15 protein-coding genes, 1 tRNA gene and 1 pseudogene are annotated in these 19571 nt (G+C 53.2%); 4 read left to right on the top strand and 13 right to left on the bottom strand.

The features are described 5' to 3' along the window. Window positions 1-14: 14 nt before the first annotated feature. Both EJ361_RS10805 and EJ361_RS26145 read right to left on the bottom strand, forming a co-directional pair. Window positions 15-2861 (bottom strand): COR domain-containing protein, encoded by a 2847-nt coding sequence (locus EJ361_RS10805; RefSeq protein WP_240646604.1) that lies wholly within the window; start codon window positions 2859-2861, stop codon window positions 15-17. Between the two features lie 219 nt (window positions 2862-3080). Next, window positions 3081-3302 (bottom strand): annotated as a pseudogene (locus tag EJ361_RS26145) (leucine-rich repeat domain-containing protein); the annotation flags it as partial. Window positions 3303-3745: 443 nt separating this feature from the next. Here EJ361_RS26145 and EJ361_RS10800 point away from each other — a divergent pair. Next, window positions 3746-4948 (top strand): TlpA family protein disulfide reductase, encoded by a 1203-nt coding sequence (locus EJ361_RS10800; RefSeq protein ID WP_126245634.1) that lies wholly within the window; start codon window positions 3746-3748, stop codon window positions 4946-4948. Window positions 4949-5026: 78 nt separating this feature from the next. On the opposite strand, the gene EJ361_RS10795 is transcribed toward EJ361_RS10800, so the two are convergent. The 11 genes from EJ361_RS10795 to EJ361_RS10745 form a co-directional block, all read right to left on the bottom strand. Then, window positions 5027-5632 carry a hypothetical protein gene (locus EJ361_RS10795; RefSeq protein WP_240646603.1) on the bottom strand — a complete coding sequence of 202 codons (606 nt, stop codon included), beginning with the start codon at window positions 5630-5632 and terminating at the stop codon, window positions 5027-5029. A gap of 323 nt (window positions 5633-5955) precedes the next feature. Continuing rightward, window positions 5956-6027: transfer RNA gene (locus EJ361_RS10790), tRNA-Arg, on the bottom strand. A gap of 63 nt (window positions 6028-6090) precedes the next feature. After that, on the bottom strand, window positions 6091-7872 hold the full coding sequence (locus EJ361_RS10785) for an AMP-dependent synthetase/ligase (RefSeq protein ID WP_126245632.1): 1782 nt from the start codon (window positions 7870-7872) through the stop codon (window positions 6091-6093). 14 nt (window positions 7873-7886) lie between these two features. After that, a complete protein-coding gene (locus EJ361_RS10780; RefSeq protein ID WP_126245631.1) occupies window positions 7887-8174 on the bottom strand; it encodes a 2TM domain-containing protein in 288 nt (95 codons plus the stop codon). Window positions 8175-8252: 78 nt separating this feature from the next. Further along, the gene (locus EJ361_RS10775) at window positions 8253-8915 is read right to left on the bottom strand and encodes a YceI family protein (protein WP_164714179.1); all 663 of its coding nucleotides are present in this window, start codon (window positions 8913-8915) and stop codon (window positions 8253-8255) included. An 18-nt stretch (window positions 8916-8933) separates the two neighbouring features. Then, window positions 8934-10595: a phenylacetic acid degradation protein PaaN gene (gene paaN, locus EJ361_RS10770; RefSeq protein WP_126245629.1), complete on the bottom strand. Its 1662-nt coding sequence runs from the start codon at window positions 10593-10595 to the stop codon at window positions 8934-8936. Window positions 10596-10652: 57 nt separating this feature from the next. Then, window positions 10653-11726, bottom strand: a complete 1074-nt coding sequence (locus EJ361_RS10765) for a tetratricopeptide repeat protein (protein ID WP_126245628.1) — start codon at window positions 11724-11726, stop codon at window positions 10653-10655. 84 nt (window positions 11727-11810) lie between these two features. Further along, a complete protein-coding gene (locus EJ361_RS10760) occupies window positions 11811-13046 on the bottom strand; it encodes a DUF1015 domain-containing protein (protein ID WP_126245627.1) in 1236 nt (411 codons plus the stop codon). A 126-nt stretch (window positions 13047-13172) separates the two neighbouring features. Next, window positions 13173-14279 carry a 3-phosphoserine/phosphohydroxythreonine transaminase gene (gene serC / locus EJ361_RS10755; protein ID WP_240646602.1) on the bottom strand — a complete coding sequence of 369 codons (1107 nt, stop codon included), beginning with the start codon at window positions 14277-14279 and terminating at the stop codon, window positions 13173-13175. A gap of 225 nt (window positions 14280-14504) precedes the next feature. Beyond that, window positions 14505-15485 (bottom strand): zinc dependent phospholipase C family protein, encoded by a 981-nt coding sequence (locus EJ361_RS10750; protein WP_126245626.1) that lies wholly within the window; start codon window positions 15483-15485, stop codon window positions 14505-14507. 91 nt (window positions 15486-15576) lie between these two features. Next, window positions 15577-16236 carry a DUF502 domain-containing protein gene (locus tag EJ361_RS10745; protein ID WP_126245625.1) on the bottom strand — a complete coding sequence of 220 codons (660 nt, stop codon included), beginning with the start codon at window positions 16234-16236 and terminating at the stop codon, window positions 15577-15579. A 188-nt stretch (window positions 16237-16424) separates the two neighbouring features. Between EJ361_RS10745 and EJ361_RS10740 the strand changes: the two genes are divergently transcribed. The 3 genes from EJ361_RS10740 to EJ361_RS10730 are packed head-to-tail and all read left to right on the top strand — an operon-like array spanning window position 16425 to window position 19561. Next, the gene (locus EJ361_RS10740; protein WP_164714178.1) at window positions 16425-17039 is read left to right on the top strand and encodes a TetR/AcrR family transcriptional regulator; all 615 of its coding nucleotides are present in this window, start codon (window positions 16425-16427) and stop codon (window positions 17037-17039) included. A 14-nt stretch (window positions 17040-17053) separates the two neighbouring features. Beyond that, window positions 17054-18418, top strand: coding sequence for a TolC family protein (locus EJ361_RS10735; protein WP_126245623.1), 1365 nt, complete (start codon window positions 17054-17056; stop codon window positions 18416-18418). A gap of 33 nt (window positions 18419-18451) precedes the next feature. Then, entirely contained in the window at window positions 18452-19561 is a 1110-nt protein-coding gene (locus EJ361_RS10730; protein WP_126245622.1) for an efflux RND transporter periplasmic adaptor subunit, read from the top strand. Window positions 19562-19571 lie beyond the last annotated feature (10 nt).

The raw sequence follows: 19571 nt of genomic DNA, 5'->3' as shown, positions 1-19571 counted from the left end.
TCCGATCAGCTGCATTACAATATCTTCTTCAAATCACGCACCACGTCGGTAAACGCTTCGTCGATATTTTTCGCCAGGTCGAGGACCATCGCCTTTTTGGGCGCGGTGTTGTAGACAGACAGCGGTGTATCTTCCCAGGCGCAGCTGCGGATGATGATGGGGACTACCTTCACGCCGGGGTTTTCGTTTTCCCGCTCGATGGCGCGTTTGATCTCGATGTCCCAGATATAATCGGTGGCCATGAAATCGGCGCTGACGAGGAAGATGATGATATCTGCCTCTTCCAGTTCGCTTTTGATCTTGCCGTCCCATTTATCGCCGGGAACGAGCTGGCGGCAGTTCCAGGTGCTGATGCTGCCGTTGCGCTTGAGGGCGCTAAGATGGTTTTCCAGCTGCTGGAGGTAATGGGCGTCTGTTTTCGAATAGGAAATAAATATCTTTTTCATTTTAAGCTCGTTTTTGAGATGGGCGCGGAAAAGCTTCAGGTCGAAGTAAATGCCGTTGTGCTGGAAAATCCACTGGTTGGCGGTTTCTGCGGCATGCAGCACATCTACCGGCACAAAATTCACCCCGTCCGCCGTTACCGCTTTTTTCACGTTCATGTCGGCGGAAAGGCGTTCCAGCTCACCGGTGATTTTTTTGAGGAAAGATTTGTCGGCGCTCTTGCTCAGTGAAAACACGTCGATGTACGCTTTCGATGTGGCGGTGGCGTTGATGAAGCGTACCATCACGATGCCCTGCGACGGCTCGTCCCTGATCACGATCCCGTTTTTCCAGTAATAATATAGCGGCCCGTGCTCGTCTTTGAGCGCCTGCTGGCCGTACAGGTGGAAGAATTCGAGGATGATATGCTTGTGGATGAACCCCTGGAACAGGAACCGGTACGAAGGCCGGTGGCCATCGTCGAGGAAAATGCTGATGCTTTTGGAGGGGCGCGCGGGCAGGTACAGCGGCGCGATGTAAGTGCCGGGCTGCGATGGGTGCGGGAATACGATCTTGAAATGCTTCATCAGTTCGATGATGGTTTCGCATTCTTTGTCGAATTCCTGCTTGTCCAGCGCGTTGATGACATGCGTTTCGTCGAATTTCCCGTTGAGGCCGTGGAGCCCTTCGAGGATGTTGTAAATTTTCTTCAGGACGTAATCCTGATTCACGAAAACTTTATCTTTCAGGAAATCATTATCGGGGAAGTAAAGGATCAGCCCGATATCATTGAGGTAGCGGGCATAGCTTTGGGTGTCTGCGAGGCTGAACCAGAGTGCGTCGGTGCTTTTGAGGCCGGCGTTTTTCACTTCGGGCATGAGGGAGATGATGTGGTTGCAGAATTTCCTGAAATCCGCCAGCGACATTTCCCTGTCTTTGTCTTTCACGCCGTTTTCGATTTCCTCCTTGATGGCGCCCCAGGTGCCGAGGCATTCCCTTTCGGCGATAGCCATAGTGTCGATCATTTCGAATAGCAGCGCTTTGAAATGTTCCATGCCCCGGCCGGTTTTTGCGGAAATATCGGTGAAGTTGAAGATGGCGGGATGCCGGGCTTTGAGTGTTGCCTGATCGAGAAAATCTACCTGGTGAGTAGCTGCAATTTTGCTTTGGGTAACGAGGATATTGGGCATGGGAACATTCTGCATGTAGATGTCCATCAATCCTGGCGCTGATTTTAATCGAATGGTTGGGTGGCCATCCGGAGTTGGGGGGCCTGGTTCATGGGTTGGGTATTGCTTTATTGCAATCGCTTCTTCTTCCGAATATTTTTTGTTGACATGATATGTGATAGATTCCATCCAGTATTCGAGCGGAAACCCCTGGAGGGATATTAGTTTTTCCGATTTGTTTTTCTGGACCTGTTGGATTTCGCATTCATCGAAGTTGTTCGTCTGCTTATTCCATAAAAGCACGTAACCTGTATTGTTGCTGAAAAAAAGGTAGTGCGTGTCGTGATAATATTCCTGTCCGCCGAAATCGAAAATCCGGATATTATATTTCCTGTTATTTCTTTCAGGTTGCCAGCGTTTGATTTCCATCCAATGGGTGGTGGGAAGTTGATCTTTCCATTTGTCGTTGATGAGCCTTTCGATAAGCGACGATTTCCCGGCATCGCTGTTACCTGCGAGAACGATTTTGAAATCTTCGTTTTTATAAGGCGGAATCCGGACGGAACGTTCAGCTTCATATTGTTTGAAGAATCGCTTAACCGCTTCCATGCCTTGTGACACCACTTCCATATTGGGTACGTCCAGCGGATTATTGCCGATAAATATTCCCTCATTCAGTTGCTCCTCATCTGTAATTCCTTTCTCCAGTACCATGTCGCGCACTTCATAGAGGTTGGTGATTTGATTATTACGCAGGTCTATCCTTTCCGCATTTGGCATTTTCTTCAGGAAGCCTGCGTTCTTGAGCAGGTTACTGCTCAAATTGATTCCGTTAAGATATCTGAGGATATAATGAGAACTGACATCAGATACAAGATTTTTGGCAGCCGAAAATACCTCCAGTTTTTTTAGAGAGGTCAGATTGATTTTGCCTGTAATCTGATGATGACTGACGTCTAATAATTTCAGGTTTTTCAGTTTTTCGAATGGGGAGAATGACCGGATCCGGGACGAGCGGGGCTGGCCGTCTTTTATCCAGCGCCCATTTATGAACAAGCTGTTCAGTTTGGTTAGCTGGCTGATTTCCGGTGGGATGTGGAAAATGTTATTGGGTAGTGCCGATCCGTATTCGGGGTCGAGCTGGTTGCTGATGTTGAGGTACAGGATATGTGTGCATGTGAACAACTCCGGCAAAAGTGAAAGGTCGGTAATGCCGAGGTTGTTGAGCGCCAGGAATGTCAATTGATGTTCCTTGGATTCTCTGATCAATTCCCTCGCTTTTTCCAAATGGAGGTCAAACCATTCGCGTATAGCCAAAATCCCTTTGTCTGCGGCTTCGGGTGATGGATACATCAGCGGGTTGTTGGCGCAATTCAAGCTTTGAAAGCCGGGTTGGGAAATCTGCTTATACAGCGGGCTCAGATCAAATATTTCATTTGAACTTATATCGACCGATAGTAGCCCATCCAGGTTATGCAGCGGCGAAATATCCGTTACCTGATTGTTGGAGATGTCAAGTTCATCAAGTTTCGTGAATTGTTCGATAAATGAGATTTCAGTTAGGCCGCAGTTATGCAACGTAAGCTGAGTCAAATGTTTGAACGGCGATATCCATTCAGGTTTTATCAGGCAATCATTAAGCCGTAGTAAAATTACATTGCCGTTATTATCGGTTGAATATGTTTGTATTGCAATCGAATTATTTTGCATTGGCGCTGCGAAAGGGATATGGATAATATCCGCTTCCAATTGCTTTTCCAGCTTGATGATCGATGCGGGCTTTTTCGTCATAACATTCCGGGGATTTTCAGATATTTCGTTGGCTAACCGGGGAAAGTACAATATATAAAAAAACCTTGTAATTAATGAATTGCAGGGTTTTGAGGGGTTCGGAAGGCGGGATTTTCCGTTAGATCGGTTTGGGTCCGTTGTTAAAGTCAATGTATGCTTGCTTCTCTTCGTTCCCATAAGGATAGGTACCGGTGCCGGAATGGCTTTGTTTGAACGGAAAGTTGATGGGTGAGGGGTTCGATGGTGGTGTTGGAAGCGAGGTGATATTGACGTTGGGAAGGGCGCGTGCACAACTTACGGCATTATGGTATTCGCCGATTTTTAGTTAAATTACTAATTCGGGACCCTAAAGCATTATCACCATGAAATTACACAGTTACTCCTTGATCATTATCCTGTTGACCTGCTCATTCGCTGCCATGGCGCAGGACCGGAACATAACGATCGACATAAACACACCGGAATTCTACAATAATACCAAAGGCCGTTCGATCTCCATTATCAAAGAAAAGGAGATTTGGTGCGCGAATGGGCGGACAGACAGCGTTCTCTGGGAAGTGAACTATGGGAAAAGCAAGGAGCCGGCCTGCAAGGATATCCCGGGTTTACAGGTGTTGGCAAAACGGGATGGAGCGCAAGTGAAAGTGTGCATCCTGAAGCGCTACAATCCTTTCCTGGAGAAGGAGGAAGTGCTGAGCTATCCGTATGATTCCGTCAGGAAATGGAATAAAAAGAATTGGCCGGAAGATGCCATTCCCCGGCTCGTGTTCAAGCTGCCTTATTGTATCGGTAATGCCGTTACTTTACAGTCCATGGAAATGTACTTTTTCCCATTTTTCATCGGCGTCGATTATAACAATCCCTGTTTGAACGAGTTGCCGCTGAGCGTGTCGCTGGGGCGGAGCGGGGTAGCGGAGTTTGGAGATGCCGTTCTCTTTTTTAATAAACCGGGATATATGCATCCCGATGATAAAGTGGTTGTCAAGGTGAAGGAGAATGGCGTGCTGCAGGATGACAGGACCAGTGACGGACTGATTTACAAGTCGGGCTACCGGATGAAGGATACGCTTGTCATCGGCGGAAAACTGTTCAGGATAGACAGTATTGGCAGTCAATGGGATAAGGCTTACCTGCGCAGGTTGACGGCAGAAAAACGCATTGCGAAGCTGCCGGAGCGGCATATGCGTACGCTGGCGCCATATTTCGAGCAGGCGAAAGAATATGTGCTGCTGGATTTCTGGGGAACGTGGTGTGCGCCCTGCATCGCGGGAATGCCGAAATTGCGGGCATTGCACGATAAAGTGAAAAGTGAGGTTCCCTTTGTGAGCGTTTGTTTCGACGAGCCGAAAAACTTTGCCAAGGCGAAAGAGATTTTTGCGGAAAACAGGCTCTCCTGGCCGCAGGTGTTCAATAGTACGGCAGAAAGGGAATCAACCCTTACGAAAGACCTGTCGATTACGACATTCCCCACTTACATGCTGGTGAAAAAGAACGGGGATATCTTCTACAGCACCAGCGGAGACGGGTTCGACGAACTGTCCGGGTTATTGCTGAAAGGGAAGTAAGGAAGTTGAAAAGGACTGTTATCCAAAGAATAAAACCCGCAAACATGATCGCCGTATCGCGTTTGCGGGTTTTGTGCGTTAATACCGGCGAACGATGCGGAACATGAACCGATCTGGCTGGCCTATTACGCCTCCGGCGGCCATTCTGCTTTTGAGCATGTCCGATTTCCAGTAAGCGTTGGCTTTCCCGGTGTCTGTTACGGCGGTAACTACCACTACTTTATGATTATCGTCCGCATCATGGCCGTATGCCCTGACGATGATGCCATTATTCAATCTGTCCTGTGTACCTTCTTCGAATGCCTTTTGCCAGGCGTCCCAATCTTTGACATTAAACATAGCCCTGGAGCGGATGTCTCCATCCATCTTCGCGGTATCCTGAAATGTCATCGTCACGAAGCTGAATACGGGGGTGCCGGTAACGCCGCCTTGTTTCATGGCTTTTTTCAGGCCGGGGTCTTTGGAAAATGCTTTTGCTTTTGCCATGTCGTCTACTTTCACGGCTACCATAACGAGATTGGGATCCGTTAATCCGCGACCGATTACATAACTGTGAATCTGGTTGGCCAGGCGTATGGAGTCGTGCCCTTCGTAGGAGGTTATCCATTTTTCAAAGTTGGCCACCTTGTGGATGGCGATCATCATGTTTTGTGGTGTGGTGATAATGGTGTTTGTCGCAGGCATGCTGTTAGCGATAACACTGTCCGGATTGGCGATAGAGTCCGTTTCCGCTTTCTTTTGGCTACCTCCTCCGCAGGCGGTGATGAAAACTATTACAATTGCAAAAACGAACAAATGGGAAAATCTTGACTGTCTCATTGATCTTGGTTTTAACAATTAAAAGAATAGTTGGATGTCTGTTGGGGTTTCAGGAGGATAACGGCAAATCAAAGGTAGACCATATTTACACGACCGCGGAATAGTTTTCCAATTATGAAAGATGTTGATATGAAGGGGGCGCTGGAGGGGTAAAAAAAAGCCAGCAATTTGCTGACTTTTTTGGGTTGTAGCCCGGACAAGAATCGAACTTGTATCTAAAGTTTAGGAAACTTCTATTCTATCCATTGAACTACCGGGCCAGGGCTGCCTCGGGGCAGCGGGAGGGCAAAAATAAACGATTTTGGCAAATTTCCTTAAAAAAATCAGGCGTAGAGGCGTTCTATGGTATCGCGGTACTTTTCCTGGATGACGCGGCGCTTCAGTTTCAGGGTGGGAGTCATCTCTCCGCCGTCGATCGTCCATTCGCGGGGCATCAGCTCGAATTTCTTGATCTGTTCGATGTGGTTGAAATACTGGTTGTACCGGTTCACCGCATCCCGGTACAGCGTCTTCACGTTCGGGTCGTTCAGCGCCGCCTCGTTCGACGGGAACGCCAGGCCCTGGTCTTTCGTCCAGGCGCGGAGGTTCTCGAAATTCGGGACGATCAATGCGCCGGTAAATTTCCTGTCCGCCCCCACCACCATGATCTGCTCGATGAAGGGCGATTCCCTGAACTTGTTCTCGATGGGCTGCGGGGCCACGAATTTACCGCCCGAAGTCTTGAACAGCTCCTTCTTGCGGTCGGTTATTTTCAGGTATTTCCGAGATACCATCACCCCGATGTCGCCGGTATGGAACCACCCGTCGTGGAAGGCTTCCGCTGTGAGATCGGGCCTTTTGTAATAGCCGGTCGTAACGTTGGGGCCCTTCACGAGGATCTCCCCGTCGTCGGCCAACTTCACTTCCACATTGGAAATCACGGGCCCAACGGTGCCGAACATCCTGTCTTTCGGGTCTTTCCCGTTTACGCTGATCACGGGCGAGGTTTCCGTGAGCCCATACCCTTCCAGCACCGGGAGCCCCGCGGCGGTAAAGAGTTTCAGCAGCCGGACCTGGCAGGCGGCCGCGCCGGTCACGATACAGCGGATGTTCCCGCCGAGCGCCTCCCGCCACTTCCGGAACACCAGCCGGTTGGCCAACGCCAGCACCAGCCGGTACCACGGCGTCTGCCGTTTATTGATCTCGAACTGCTGCCCCACCCGGAGCGCCCAGAAAAAGACCGTCCGCTGGAAGCCGGTGAGCGCATGCCCTTTCGCCATGATCTTCTCGAAAAGCTTCTCCAGCACCCGCGGCACCGTGGTGAAAATACCCGGCTGCACCTCGCGGAGGTTGTCTGCAATGGAATCCAGGCTTTCGGCGTAATAAACGGATACGCCGGCCGTGAAATACACGTACGTCACCATCCGCTCGAAGATGTGGTTGAGCGGCAGGAAACTGAGCGCCCGCGAATGCTCGTCTACCGGCAATATGGGCAAACAGCTCTCCACGTTGCTCATGATGTTGCCATGGGTGAGCATCACGCCCTTGGGCGTTCCCGTGGTGCCGGAAGTATAAATGATGGTGGCCAGGGTGCCGGGCGAAACGGCATTTCGGACTTCCGGGAGGCGCGCTTCCGATTCCGGGGTGGCGGCGGCGGGAACGTCCATCCAGTGGCGGACGCCGGGGATGCGGTCGAACGAGAAGATATCGGTAAGCTGGGGGATTTGGTCGCGGAGGATTTTCACTTTGTCGTACATCTCGGCATTGTCCACGAACAACAGCTTTGCGCCGGAATCGTTGAGGATGAAAACGAGCTCGGTGGCGCTGATGGTGGGGTAAATGGGAACGAGCACGGCGCCGGCCTGCTGGCAGGCCAGGTCGGTGAGGATCCATTCGGGCCGGTTGGCGCTGATGATCGCGATTTTATGCTGGTCTTCCGGGCCGGGGGGCTTTCCGCCAACGCCCAGTTGCAGGAACCCTGCGGCAAAGCGGGCGGTGAGTGCAGCTACATCGGCCGTGGCGTAGGTTTTCCAGGCGCCTTCTACCTTGGCGGCGAGCATATCCGGTTTGGGGAAATGTTCCAGCTGATGTGCGAGCACATCAAACAGGCGGTTGGGGTGGTGCATGATGGTTTTTTGGGTCAAAGACCGCGGAGTTCTTTTTCCTGCTGCAATTTTTCGTATTCGCGCAGGGTATCGCGGAAGGGATCAACTTCAAACGCGAAATAATAGTTAAAAGCCAGGAGCAGCCCCCAACCGGCCATGGGCCAGGCGGGCCAGGGCGTTCCATTCGTATCGGGCGTGGTAAGGAACCAGATCAGCCAAAGAAAACCGATGATGAAAAGGTACACGGTGCCATGCACGCGGAAGGCGGCGCGGGCTTTCGCGATACGCCAGAGGCGCTTATCCTGTTTTTGTTGATTGTCCATGATCAAAAGCTTGGTGTAAATTCAATTTACCGAAAAATCCCCGTAAAAGAAAGGCCCGGCGTAAACCGGGCCTCATTATCAACGGGTAATCAGTTCGAACTGAATGTTAACGACGGAGTTGATCAACTTATCCTGCAACGATTTATCCGCCCGGTAAGTCATCCCCCATTGCGTACGGTCGATGTTGAAATTGGCCGCAGCCCTCACTTTCCCTTTGTCGAAAACGATCCTGGCGGGGAAAGCGATGTTTTTGGTGGCGTTTTTCATCGTCAGGTTGCCATGGATCATATGGGTGGCATCTTTCAGCAGCACGGAATTGTCTTTGGCGGCGGGATGGTAAGGCGACACTTCGGTTACTTCGAACTTTGCTGTCGGGAATTGCGCGGCATCGAAGAAATTGGCGCCTTTCAGCTCGTCTTCCAACTGCTGTTTCATATCCGGTTGGGAGTTGAGGTCCAGGTTCCGGAGACTGGCGATGTTGATGGTGAAGTTGCCGCCGGTGACGGTGCTGTCTTTCACGAATATTTCCCCGTCCTGGAACTGGAACGAGCCTTTATGTTCTCCGGTGGGCTTGGTGCCGATCCAGAGGAGGGTGCAGGCTGCAGTGTCCAGCCTCAGGGTGTGGCCGTCTGTAGGCATGGAAACGGCCTGCGGCTCCGAAACGGCGGCTTTGTCGGCCTTCGGTGCCTGCTGGCAGGCCGCGGCGCCGAGGAGCAGGAAGGAGATTATCCGTGATGTCATCCGCATATGTTTGCTGTTTTAGGATACATAAGTTCTGTTCCCCACCCACACGAATCGTTTGTCGATAAACTCGGGCGTCGTGAAGCTGGCGTTGCCTGCGGGATTGCCGCCGGTGACGTGGAAATCGGAGAACGCGGCGTGCTGGTTCACCCAGATGAATCCTGTAAAGTTGAAGGAAACGGGGGTGAAAACGCTGTTCATGGCGTCGGCGATCTTGTCTATCACCGCCTCGTCAGTCGCATAAGCGCCGCAGGTGATCGCGCCATGGCTGGAAGCCATCTGGCGTGCCAGGCGGATGGAGTCGTCGGTATTTCTGGTTTTGACGAGCAGCACCACCGGCCCGAAAAGTTCCTGCTGGAAAATGGCGGAATCGGCTGCCGAAACTTCCATTACCACAGGGCTCCATGTCCGCGCTCCGGCGAATTCTTCACTGTTGACGGGCGCTCCTTCCAGCAGCACTTTCCCGCCCAGTTTGGCGGCTTCGCGCGCGCGCTGCAAGGTGGTTTCGTTCTGAACGGCGCCCAATGTCCCGGCACCCATCTTCGGATTATTCACCAGCGCGGTGATGGCATCTGTGAATTTCTTTGCCACTTCGTCGAACGAAAGCGTGCCGTTCGGCGTTTTGACGCCCGTTTCGGGGATGAAGAAATTCTGCGGGGCGGTGCACATCTGGCCACTGTAAAGGCTTACGGAGAAAGCGAGGTTCTGCATCACGGCGTCGATGTCCTGCACGCTGTCGATGATGACGGAGTTGACGCCGGCTTTTTCGGTGAAAACGGTTTTCCCCTGCGAAACGAGCGATTCCACATAATTCCCGAAAGCACTGCCGCCGGTATAATCGATGAGGTGAACGTCGGGATGTTCGCAGAGGGCTTTCGTGATGGGATGGCCGGTGGAATCGGCGGCCAGCTGGCAGGTGTACGGGTCTTGCCCGTTTTCTTCCAGTACCTGCTGGATGGCGGCAACCACGATGGCGATGGGCAGCACGGCTTTGGCGTGGGGCTTCACGATCACGGGGTTGCCGGTGATGAGGTCCGCATAAATGCCCGGGAGCGAGTTCCAGACGGGGAAGGTGGAGCATCCTATCACCAGGCCCAGGCCTTTGGGCACGGGGCGGAAGGTTTTCTGGAGCTTCACGCTGATCTTGCCCATGGGTTTTTCCCAGGTTTGCTCACCGGGGAAATGCTGGAGTTGCTGGTAACCCATGGCAATGGCTTCGAGGGCACGGTCGTTCGCATGCGGGCCGCTGGCCTGGAAGCTCATCATGAAGCTTTGGCCGGTGGTGTGCATGGTGGCGTGCGCGATCTCGAAGAAATGGTGCTGGATTTTTTCCAGGGTTTCGGTGAGGATGCCGGCGCGGTCGGCGACGGACAACTGGGCCCAGCGCCCGCCGGCTCTTTTGCCGGCTTTAACGAGTTCTTCCGTGGAAATGATGGGGTACGAAATGCCGAGGGGCTCCAGGGTGTAGGGGGATACTTCCTCCCCATACCAGTTTTCCACCACCTTCTGTTTCAAACGGGAAAAGGGCTGGTTCAGCAAGCTCTTGTAGGCGGTTTCTCCCTGTGTGGGAGCGGCTTCGCCGTACGCCTTGGGGTGTTCAGGATACTGCGAATAAAAGGTTCTTTCGTGGTTGGCCTTTACCGCATTGTCGATGATGTTTTGGTGTTTTGCGATCAGCATAGCGCTATGGTTTAGATATGAGTTGTACACAAAGGTTGCTGACGGCACCGGCTCCCGCTACTTGATGGTCGCGATCTTGCCGGTGTTGTAAAACTCGTCGTCCCGGAGTTTCAGCGGGTGGTTGCGTTGCCAGGCCGTGAAGTTGTCGTAATCCGGCTTGTGCAGTGCCGTCCAGGATTTGTACTCCGACTGGTTGGCGGCGGGGCCGAACAGCCAGTAGTTATAAGACTCGAACATGCCGTCGCGCAGCAGCTTCCGCTGGAAATCGAACAGCGCGTACGGGTATTTCACGCCATAGAATTTATACCAGTCGAGCAAAAAGCGCGTGCGCAGCATAATGAGCGACTGTGGTTCGATGCCGGTAGCGATCACGCTCACGTTTTTGGCCATGACGCCTTTAAACGCGACCATGAAGTCGTTGATGGCGTCACCTTTTTTGCCTTTGGCTGATTCTCCGGGCACGCTGTTGAAGATGGCCGGATCGTCGAACAATTTTTTATAACATTCCAGTACCACATCGCGGATTTCGGCGGTGCGGGTGGTGTAGCTTTCGAGGTTGATGAAGGTTTCGCCGTAAAGGATGGCCCAAATGGGTTCCTTCGTCCACATATAACTACGGGCGGCATGGTAGTAATTCCCCGGGAAATTGGGGTCTACCTCGATGCCTTTTACCCAATAGCGGAGGGCGGCGTCGAAATTCTTCATGTTTTGCAGGAGGTCGCCATAATCGCAATGGAGCTCGCCGCTTTTGGGGAATTTGCGCAGCCCGCGCTGGTACACCTTTTCAGCCCCTTTCCAGTCTTGTCTGCCCTGGTAAATATTACCGGCGATCTGGAAAAGGTGGATGTCTGCGTCTTTTTTGTCAACGAGGGGAGAAACAACGGTGTAGGCGCGCTGGTAGTCGCCCCGGAGGTAATAGGCAAAAGCCAGGTCTTTCTTCAGCTGGATGTCGTCCGGAGACGTGGTGATCGCCTGGTTGAGCACCAGGATGGCGTTCGCGTAATCCCCCGTCCGCAGGAAGTTCCGTGCGGTCTGTTGCAACTCGGCATTATCCTGAGCAAGCGCCCATTGGAAGGAAAGTACGCCCGTCAGCACAAGTGTCCATTTTTTAGCAGCCTTTTGCCATTCCATTGTTCTCTTCGTTTTCTGTAAATGTAAGAAAAAACCGTTGACCCCGGCTCAAAGCGGGGCCAACGGCGGATTTTGCTAAAAATATCAGATCGTATGGGTCAGCAGCCCGTCGCGCAGCTTGGGCTCGAACCAGGTGGATTTGGGGGGCATTACGTTCCCGCTGTCGGCAATGTCGAACAATTGCTGGATCGTAACGGGGTATAGGGCAAAGGCCACGGCCATCTCCCCGCTGTCTACCCGTTTCACCAGTTCCCCGAGGCCGCGGATGCCGCCTACGAAGTCGATACGCTTGTCTGTCCGGGGATCTGTGATACCAAGATGTTTGTCGAGCACATTATCCTGCAGGATGGTCACGTCCAGCACGCCGATGGGGTCGGTGGTGTAGGTGCCTTCGCGGGCCACGAGGCGGTACCAGGTGTGGTCGAGGTACATGGAGAATTCATGCAGCATCGAGGGTTTTTGCACGTGGTGGCCGATGGGCTCCACGATAAAATCGTATTCCAGCCGCGAAATGAAATCTTCCTTGCTGTGGCCGTTCAGGTCTTTCACGACGCGGTTATAGTCGAGAATGGCGAGTTGGCTGGCGGGGAAGATGGTGGTAAGGAAAAAGTTGACGGGCTCGTCGGCCGTTACGGCTACGCCGCTGGCTTTCTGTACGAGGGCGGCGGAAGCGGCGCGGTGGTGGCCGTCTGCGATATAGGTGGCGGGCACCTGCGTGGCGAAGCGTTGGGTGATTTCTTCCACGGCGGCGGGCTCGGTCACCACCCAGATGGTGTGGGAGATGCCGTCTTCAGCCAGGAAGTCGTACTCCGGCGTATTATGTTCCTGCCAGTGGGAAATGAGGGCGTTCAGCTCGGGTACGTCGTTATAGGCGAGGAACACATTGCCGCTTTGGGCCCTGGTGGCGGTGATGTGGTTGATGCGGTCCTGCTCCTTTTCCGGGCGGGTGAACTCGTGTTTCTTGATGATGCCTTTATTATAGTCGTCGATGGAGGAGGCGCAAACGAGCCCTGTCTGGGCGCGACCGTCCATGACGAGTTTGTAGATGTAGTAGGCCGGGGTGTTTTCGGTGAAGAGGGTGCCCTCGGCTTGCATTTTCTGCAGGTTTTCCGCGGCTTTGGCATACACGGGGGCGGAATGGATGTCCGTTCCCTCTGGCAGATCGATTTCCGATTTGCTGACGTGATAGAAAGAATGCGGGTTACCGGCGGCTTCTTCGGCGGCTTCTTTGGAATTGAGCACATCGTAGGGCCTGGCGGCTACTTCTTTGGCCAGCGCGGGTTGCGGGCGCAGCGCACGGAACGGTTTGATAATTGCCATGGATTGTGTGTTTACTGTTAGAGGCGGTAAAAGTAAGAAAAGGAGGGCGGGAATAAAAAAGACCGCCGCGGTAATTCGCGGCGGCCTTCGTATTTAAATATTTTCAATACTTCGGTATGGGGAAGGTTATGCTTTCTTCATGGAGAAGAATTTCATGGCTTCTACCATTACTTCCACGCTTTCGAGCGGGAGGGCGTTGTACAGGGAGGCGCGGAAACCACCGGACAGGCGGTGCCCTTTGATGCCTACTATGTCTTCTTTCTTGCAGAATTTGAGGAATTCCTCTTCCAGTTCGGGTTTGTCGATCGTGAAGGTCACGTTCATTTTGCTGCGGTCTTCTTTGGCGACGTTGCCGCGGAACAGCGGGTTATGATCGATTTCGTCGTAGAGGAGGGCGGCTTTCTTGTTGTTGATCTGCTCGATGGCTGCTACGCCGCCCTGGCCTTTGAGCCAGCGGAGGGTGAGCATGGAGATGTATACGGCGAAAACGGGTGGTGTATTGAGCATCGAGCCGTTTTCGATATGATTCCTGTAGTTGAGGATGGAGGGGATCTGGCGGCTCACCTTGCCCAGCATGCTTTTGCGGATGGCAACCATGGTGGCGCCGGCTGCGCCCATGTTCTTCTGAACGCCGGCGTAGATCAGGGCAAAGCGGTTGAAATCCATCTGGCGGCTGAGAATGTCGGAGCTCATATCGGCCACGATGGGAACTTCCGTTTCGGGAATGGAATGCCATTGCGTCCCGTAAATGGTGTTGTTGGTGGTGATATGGAGGTATTTGGACTGGGGAGCTACGTTGTATTGCCTGGGAATATGATTGTAGTTCGCCTCTTTCGAGCTGGCGGCCACGTCAACATAACCGAACAGTTTCGCTTCCTTGATGGCCTTGTTGGACCATACGCCGGTATCGATATAGGAGGCGGTTTCGCCGCTGTCCAACAGGTTCATGGGCACCTGCATAAACTGCATGGTGGCCCCGCCCTGGAGGAAGAGCACTTCGAAATCGTCGTCGAGCCCCATGAGCTCGCGGGTAAGGTTGCGGGCCTCTTCCATTACTGCCAAAAAAGGTTCCGTTCTGTGCCCGATCTCCAGGATGGACATACCTGATCCCTCAAAATCGATCAGCGCCTTGCTGGCTTTGTACAGCACCTCGTTGGGCAATACAGAAGGACCTGCATTAAAGTTGTGCACCTTCATGTTGCGGTCTAAATTGTATACGTTTTCTTGTTCCACTTTAAATGGTTTTTCGAAGGAAAAGGTAAAAAATCACGGTAAATCAACCGGTAGATTGGTCAGTGTAGGAGTAGGTTAAAAATATCCAGATGGAGAACCAAAGATAATCTTTCTTTTCAGAAAACGTGTTAAGGGCTGTTAAATATTTTCCCCTTTCCGCACTGATTGGGCCTTCCGGCCGGGGCGATACTTTCGTTCGGCAATATGTCTGTAACCCGCTGTCTGTCAATGTTCCCGGCCGAGGATACTCCCGGCAGCGGCTATACTATCCATCCGCCGGTCTTCCATCACTTCGAGCTCCGGGAACGTGAGCGCCGCCAGGTGCGCCAGTGGCGGCTGTCCCGCATCTGCCCAGGCGGTATACCAGCATGCTGCCACCGCTGCGATGGCCCCCCGCATCCTGCGCTCCACCATATCTCCCAGGCGCTCCTGGTACGCCGATGCATAGGCCGTACTGTACTGCCGCACCAGCTTGCCGTTCCGCAGCTCCCAGGCGTACCGCCTGTCTGCCGGGAACTCCTGCGCCAGCTGTTTTTCTATCGCCAGCACCTGCCACGAAGCCTCCGCGCTTTCCAGCACCGCTTTCCAGAAAAAGGCCCTGCAGTCAGGGATGAACGCCGCCTTGCCCGTCCAGTAATCGAATCGCGCATCGGCGAACAGCTCGGGAATGCGGGATTCCCATAACCCGTGGATGCCGTGCTGGCCGGACTTTTGCCCGTTGTGGTTGGAGTTGGCGTGCAGCGGCACATAGGCGTCCCCGATATAATGGCCCAGTTCCGCGGCCGTACGCAGCGCCTGTAACCCGTTCCCCTGCCGGAATGCCTCGGTAAGCCGGTATTGCATCCGCTCCAGGTGCCAGGGCAGCACGCCGTGCCGTGCCAGCGAATCCGCCCCGTACCGCGCTACCGCCTCCCGCCAGCCGCGGGGCAGTTCAGGGAAAGGGGGCTGGCCGTACCGGTCGATGTCGATGTAATGCCTGGGGCCCTCGTCCGCCACGAGGTACCGCCGCTTGTCGGGCGTGGTGGCGTGTTTCACGAGATAGGAAAGGTGGGGCTTGAAAAAGACGAGCAGTTGCGGCGGCAACGAAAACACCGCCAGCCGGTTGATCCGCTCATGCCCGAAGAACCCCCAGCCACGCGCACCCTCCGGCAGCAGGCAACTCATCCCCGCAAGGAGGACCGAACATAAAACCCTGGCGTACATCATCGGATATTTTCCGGCAATGTAGACCGCTCCGTGCTATAAAGAACCTGAATTAACGATACGGATATCAGTTTGGGAAGAGAATTTCTCCGAATTAGCGGGATTCGGGCTTTTCGGAGTTGGTCACCGGGGCGGACGGCAGTTCCGCAATATGCGTAACACCCCCCGAAACCGCGAATTTCATCGCCTCGCCCGCCGAAACATTCGTCAACGGCCGCACCTTCTCCTTCCGCACCATGAACACCTTGCCGGTAATCGCATAGGCATGCGGCACATACACCGCCATATATCCCTCCAGCCCCAGCGCACGCACATCTTCCTGGGTGATAAATCCCATCTCCCACACATCCTCCCCATACACATTCACCAGCACCGGATGATCGAACTTCTTCTTTTCCCCCACAAACGCGTCGAAAACATCCTTCACGGATGAATAGATATATTTAATAAAAGGTGTCCGCTCCAGGATATGGTCGAACATGTCGATCAGCCGCCCGATGATGAACGAGGAGCTCAGATATCCGACAAAAATGATGATAATCAATACGATAGCAAACCCTACCCCCTTGTACTTCAGGAAATTCATCGGATGGTCTTCCGGGATCAGGTCGCGCGGCAACAGGTTGTCGATCGTGATAAAACCCCAGTACAGCGTAAACGCCGTGATGCCAATGGGCGCCAGGATGAGCAGCCCCTGGAAAAAATAGCGCAGTAAACGCGACAGCAATACCCGGAATTTCAACTTTGGAGACATGTGCGTGGTTTGAAAGTGCGAAGTTACAGCATAAAACCCGCTTCCCGCCCGACATAAAACCGCTAAATCCTTTGATGAACCCCGTTCGTCATATTATGGAGAAATTGTTTGATGGAAACTTTGGCGGTTTAAATAGTTTCCATAGTTTTGTCCGTGTAATCAATTTCGCCCCTTATTATCGAAAACCAATGGAAGAAGTTCAAGAACGGATCCTGGATACGGCGTTCAATATGTTCCGGCAATATGGCACCCGTTCCATCACGATGGACGATATCGCCAACCGCATGGGCATCTCGAAAAAAACGCTGTATGCCCACTTCGCAGACAAGAGCGACCTGGTGCTCAATGTCATGAGCCGCCACCTCGCCCTGATCGAGGAGCAGTGCATCGCGAGCCGGAACAATAGCGCGGATGCGGTCGGAGAGTTGTTCGGGGTCATCAAGATGCTGGAAGAGAAATTCCGGAACATGAACCCGGTTGTGATGATGGACCTCCAGAAGTTCCATTCCAAAGCGTTCCAGTTATTTGAGCAGCATAAGAACGTGTTCATGGTGCGGACGATCCGGGAGAACCTGGAAAGAGGGATCGAAGAGGGATTGTACCGGCCCGACCTGGACCTGGACATTCTCAGCGCTTTCCGCGCGGCATCGTCGCTCTTCTGCTTCCAGCCCGAACTGTTCCCGATGAACGGGTACGATATGACGAAGGTGCAGCGCGTGCTGCTGGAGCATTTCCTGTATGGCGTGGCCTCCCTTAAAGGCTATCAGTTGATCGATCAATACCGAAAGAAAGATAACCTGTAATAAATCAATGATCTATGCACTTTAAATGGAAACTCGTTGCCCTGGCGGGCACGATGTTGCATGCTTTCACCTGCGCCCAGGCGCAACAGCAGCCGGCCGTAACGTCGGAAACGCTGCGGTTCTCGGTGCAGGACGCCATATCTTATGCGCTCACCCATCAGTACGCTATCCGTAATGCAAAAATGGACGAGCTCAATCAGCTCGCCGTTAACCGCGAAGTGAGCGGCCTCGCCCTGCCACAGGTAAGCGGCACGGGGCTGTTCCAGCACAACCCGGTCATTCAGAAACAATTGGTCGACATCAGCAACTTCGACCCCAACGCGCCCAAAGGCACCACGGTGCCCATCGCGTTCGGACTGGCCTATAACGTGTTGGGCCAGGTAGACGTGAACCAAACCCTCTTCGACCCCAGTGTGCTCGTTGCCCTGCAGGCGCGCAAAACCCTGGAACAGCTCGCCCGTAAAGGTGTTCAGTATTCCGAAGTGGAAGTGAAGGCGGCCGTTTACAAGGCTTATTTCAACGTAGTGGCGGCGGATAAGGCCCTCGTAATCCTCGACTCCAACCAGGTTCGCCTCCGCAACATCCTCGCCGAAACCCGCGAGATATATAAGGAAGGCCTGGTGGAAAAATTGGATGTGGACAGACTCGTAGTACAGGTCAACAACCTCGAATCGCAACAGACCCGCCTCCGCGAAATCCGGGAAGTAGGCATCGCCGCCCTGAAATTCCAGATCGGCATGCCCGTGAAACAACAACTGGTACTCACCGACACCCTCGGCAACAACGCCCTGAAGGCAGATATCCAGGAACAAACGGACTTCAGCTACCAAAACCGTATTGAATACCAGCTCCTCGAAACCCAGCGCCAAGCCAACGAATATAACCTGAAGCGTTACCGGTTATCCGCATGGCCTTCACTATACCTATTCGGACAGGGTGGCGCTTCCCGCGCCAGCGGCAAGTTCGATTACTTCTCGTCCCAAAGCTGGTATGGATACGTGTCTTACGGCCTGAACCTGAAAGTGCCCATCTTTACCGGATTCCAGCGGCTACGCAAGGTAGACCAGGCAATGATCGCCGTTAAAAAGAACGAGATAGACCTTGAGCAGCTCCGCGGATCGATAGACCTGGAACAGGCCAATTCCTCCACCAGCCTCCGCAACAATATTTCCACCCTCGATAACGAGGAAGAAAATATGCAACTGGCCAAGGAAGTCTTCGAAACCACGATGATCAAATACAGGGAAGGCGTAGGCTCCAGTGTGGAACTGCTGAACGCCGAATCGGCCCTGCTCATGGCACAGAACAACTATTTCACCGCGCTCTTCAACGTCATCGTTGCCCGCGTGGATTACCTTAAAGCGTTCGGAAAACTGTAACCTTCAACCTTTTCAGCTATAAATCAACTTCCCATGAATAAAAGATATTTCGCTCTTCCGCTGATCGCCCTAATGGTTGCCTGCGGCGGCGGAGAAGAAAAGAAAGCCGATAAACTCGCGCGCCTCAAAACGGAGAAAGCCAAACTGGACGCGGAGATCAAAACCCTGGAGAAAGAACTCAAAGGCGGAGATTCCACCGCCGTGAAAACAAAAACGGTCACCATCACCCAGGTGGAAACCGCTACTTTCGAACACTTCATCGATATCCAGGGAGATGTAGACGCCCGTGAAAACGTAGCGGTGTCGGCACAGTCGCCCGGCATTATCAAAGCGATCTTCGTTCGCGAAGGCCAGAGCGTAAGCAAAGGCCAGGCGCTGGCGCAGGTAGACGATCAGGTGATGCGTGCGAGCCTCGCCGAACTTCAAACCCAGTTAGACCTGGCTACGACCCTTTACAACAAGCAGGCGAACCTCTGGCGCCAGAAGATCGGCTCCGAAGTGCAGTACCTGACCGCCAAATCGCAAAAAGAAGCACTGGAGAAGAGCATGGCCACCATGAAAGACCAGATCAATCTCACCCGGATCATTTCTCCCATCAATGGTACGGTAGACCAGGTGATCGCGAAGATCGGCGATGCGGCGGCGCCCGGTAATCCCGCATTCCGCGTGGTAAACGCATCGAACCTGCGGGTGGTGGCCAATGTGGCCGAAGCCTTCGCCGGCAAAGTTTCCACAGGGGATGAAGTGGAAGTGACATTCCCCGATATCCAGCAGACTTTCCGTACCAAAATCGGTTTTGCCTCCCGGGTAATCGATGAACTGAGCCGTACGATCCGTGTGGAAATCCCCATCCAGGGTAATAAGGAACTGCATCCCAACATGATCGCCCAGCTCCGCATTGTGGACTACCGAGCGAAAGATGCGCTGGTGGTACCCGTGAACGTCATCCAGTATTCCCTCGGCAAACCTTATGTGCTGACGGTGAAGGGGGCCGGTGATAAATTGCAGGCCTCGCGTTCCTATATAGAACTGGGCCGCACCTATAACGATAAAGCGGAAATCAAATCAGGGATCAAACCCGGCGACAAGATCATCACCACCGGCTTCCAGGGCCTGAACGACAACGACTTTATCAAGCTGTAACCGGCCAACT

Source organism: Chitinophaga rhizosphaerae (genome assembly GCF_003958645.1).
In the GTDB taxonomy this organism is placed as follows: domain Bacteria; phylum Bacteroidota; class Bacteroidia; order Chitinophagales; family Chitinophagaceae; genus Chitinophaga; species Chitinophaga rhizosphaerae.
This window is presented reverse-complemented; position numbering and strand designations above follow the sequence as displayed.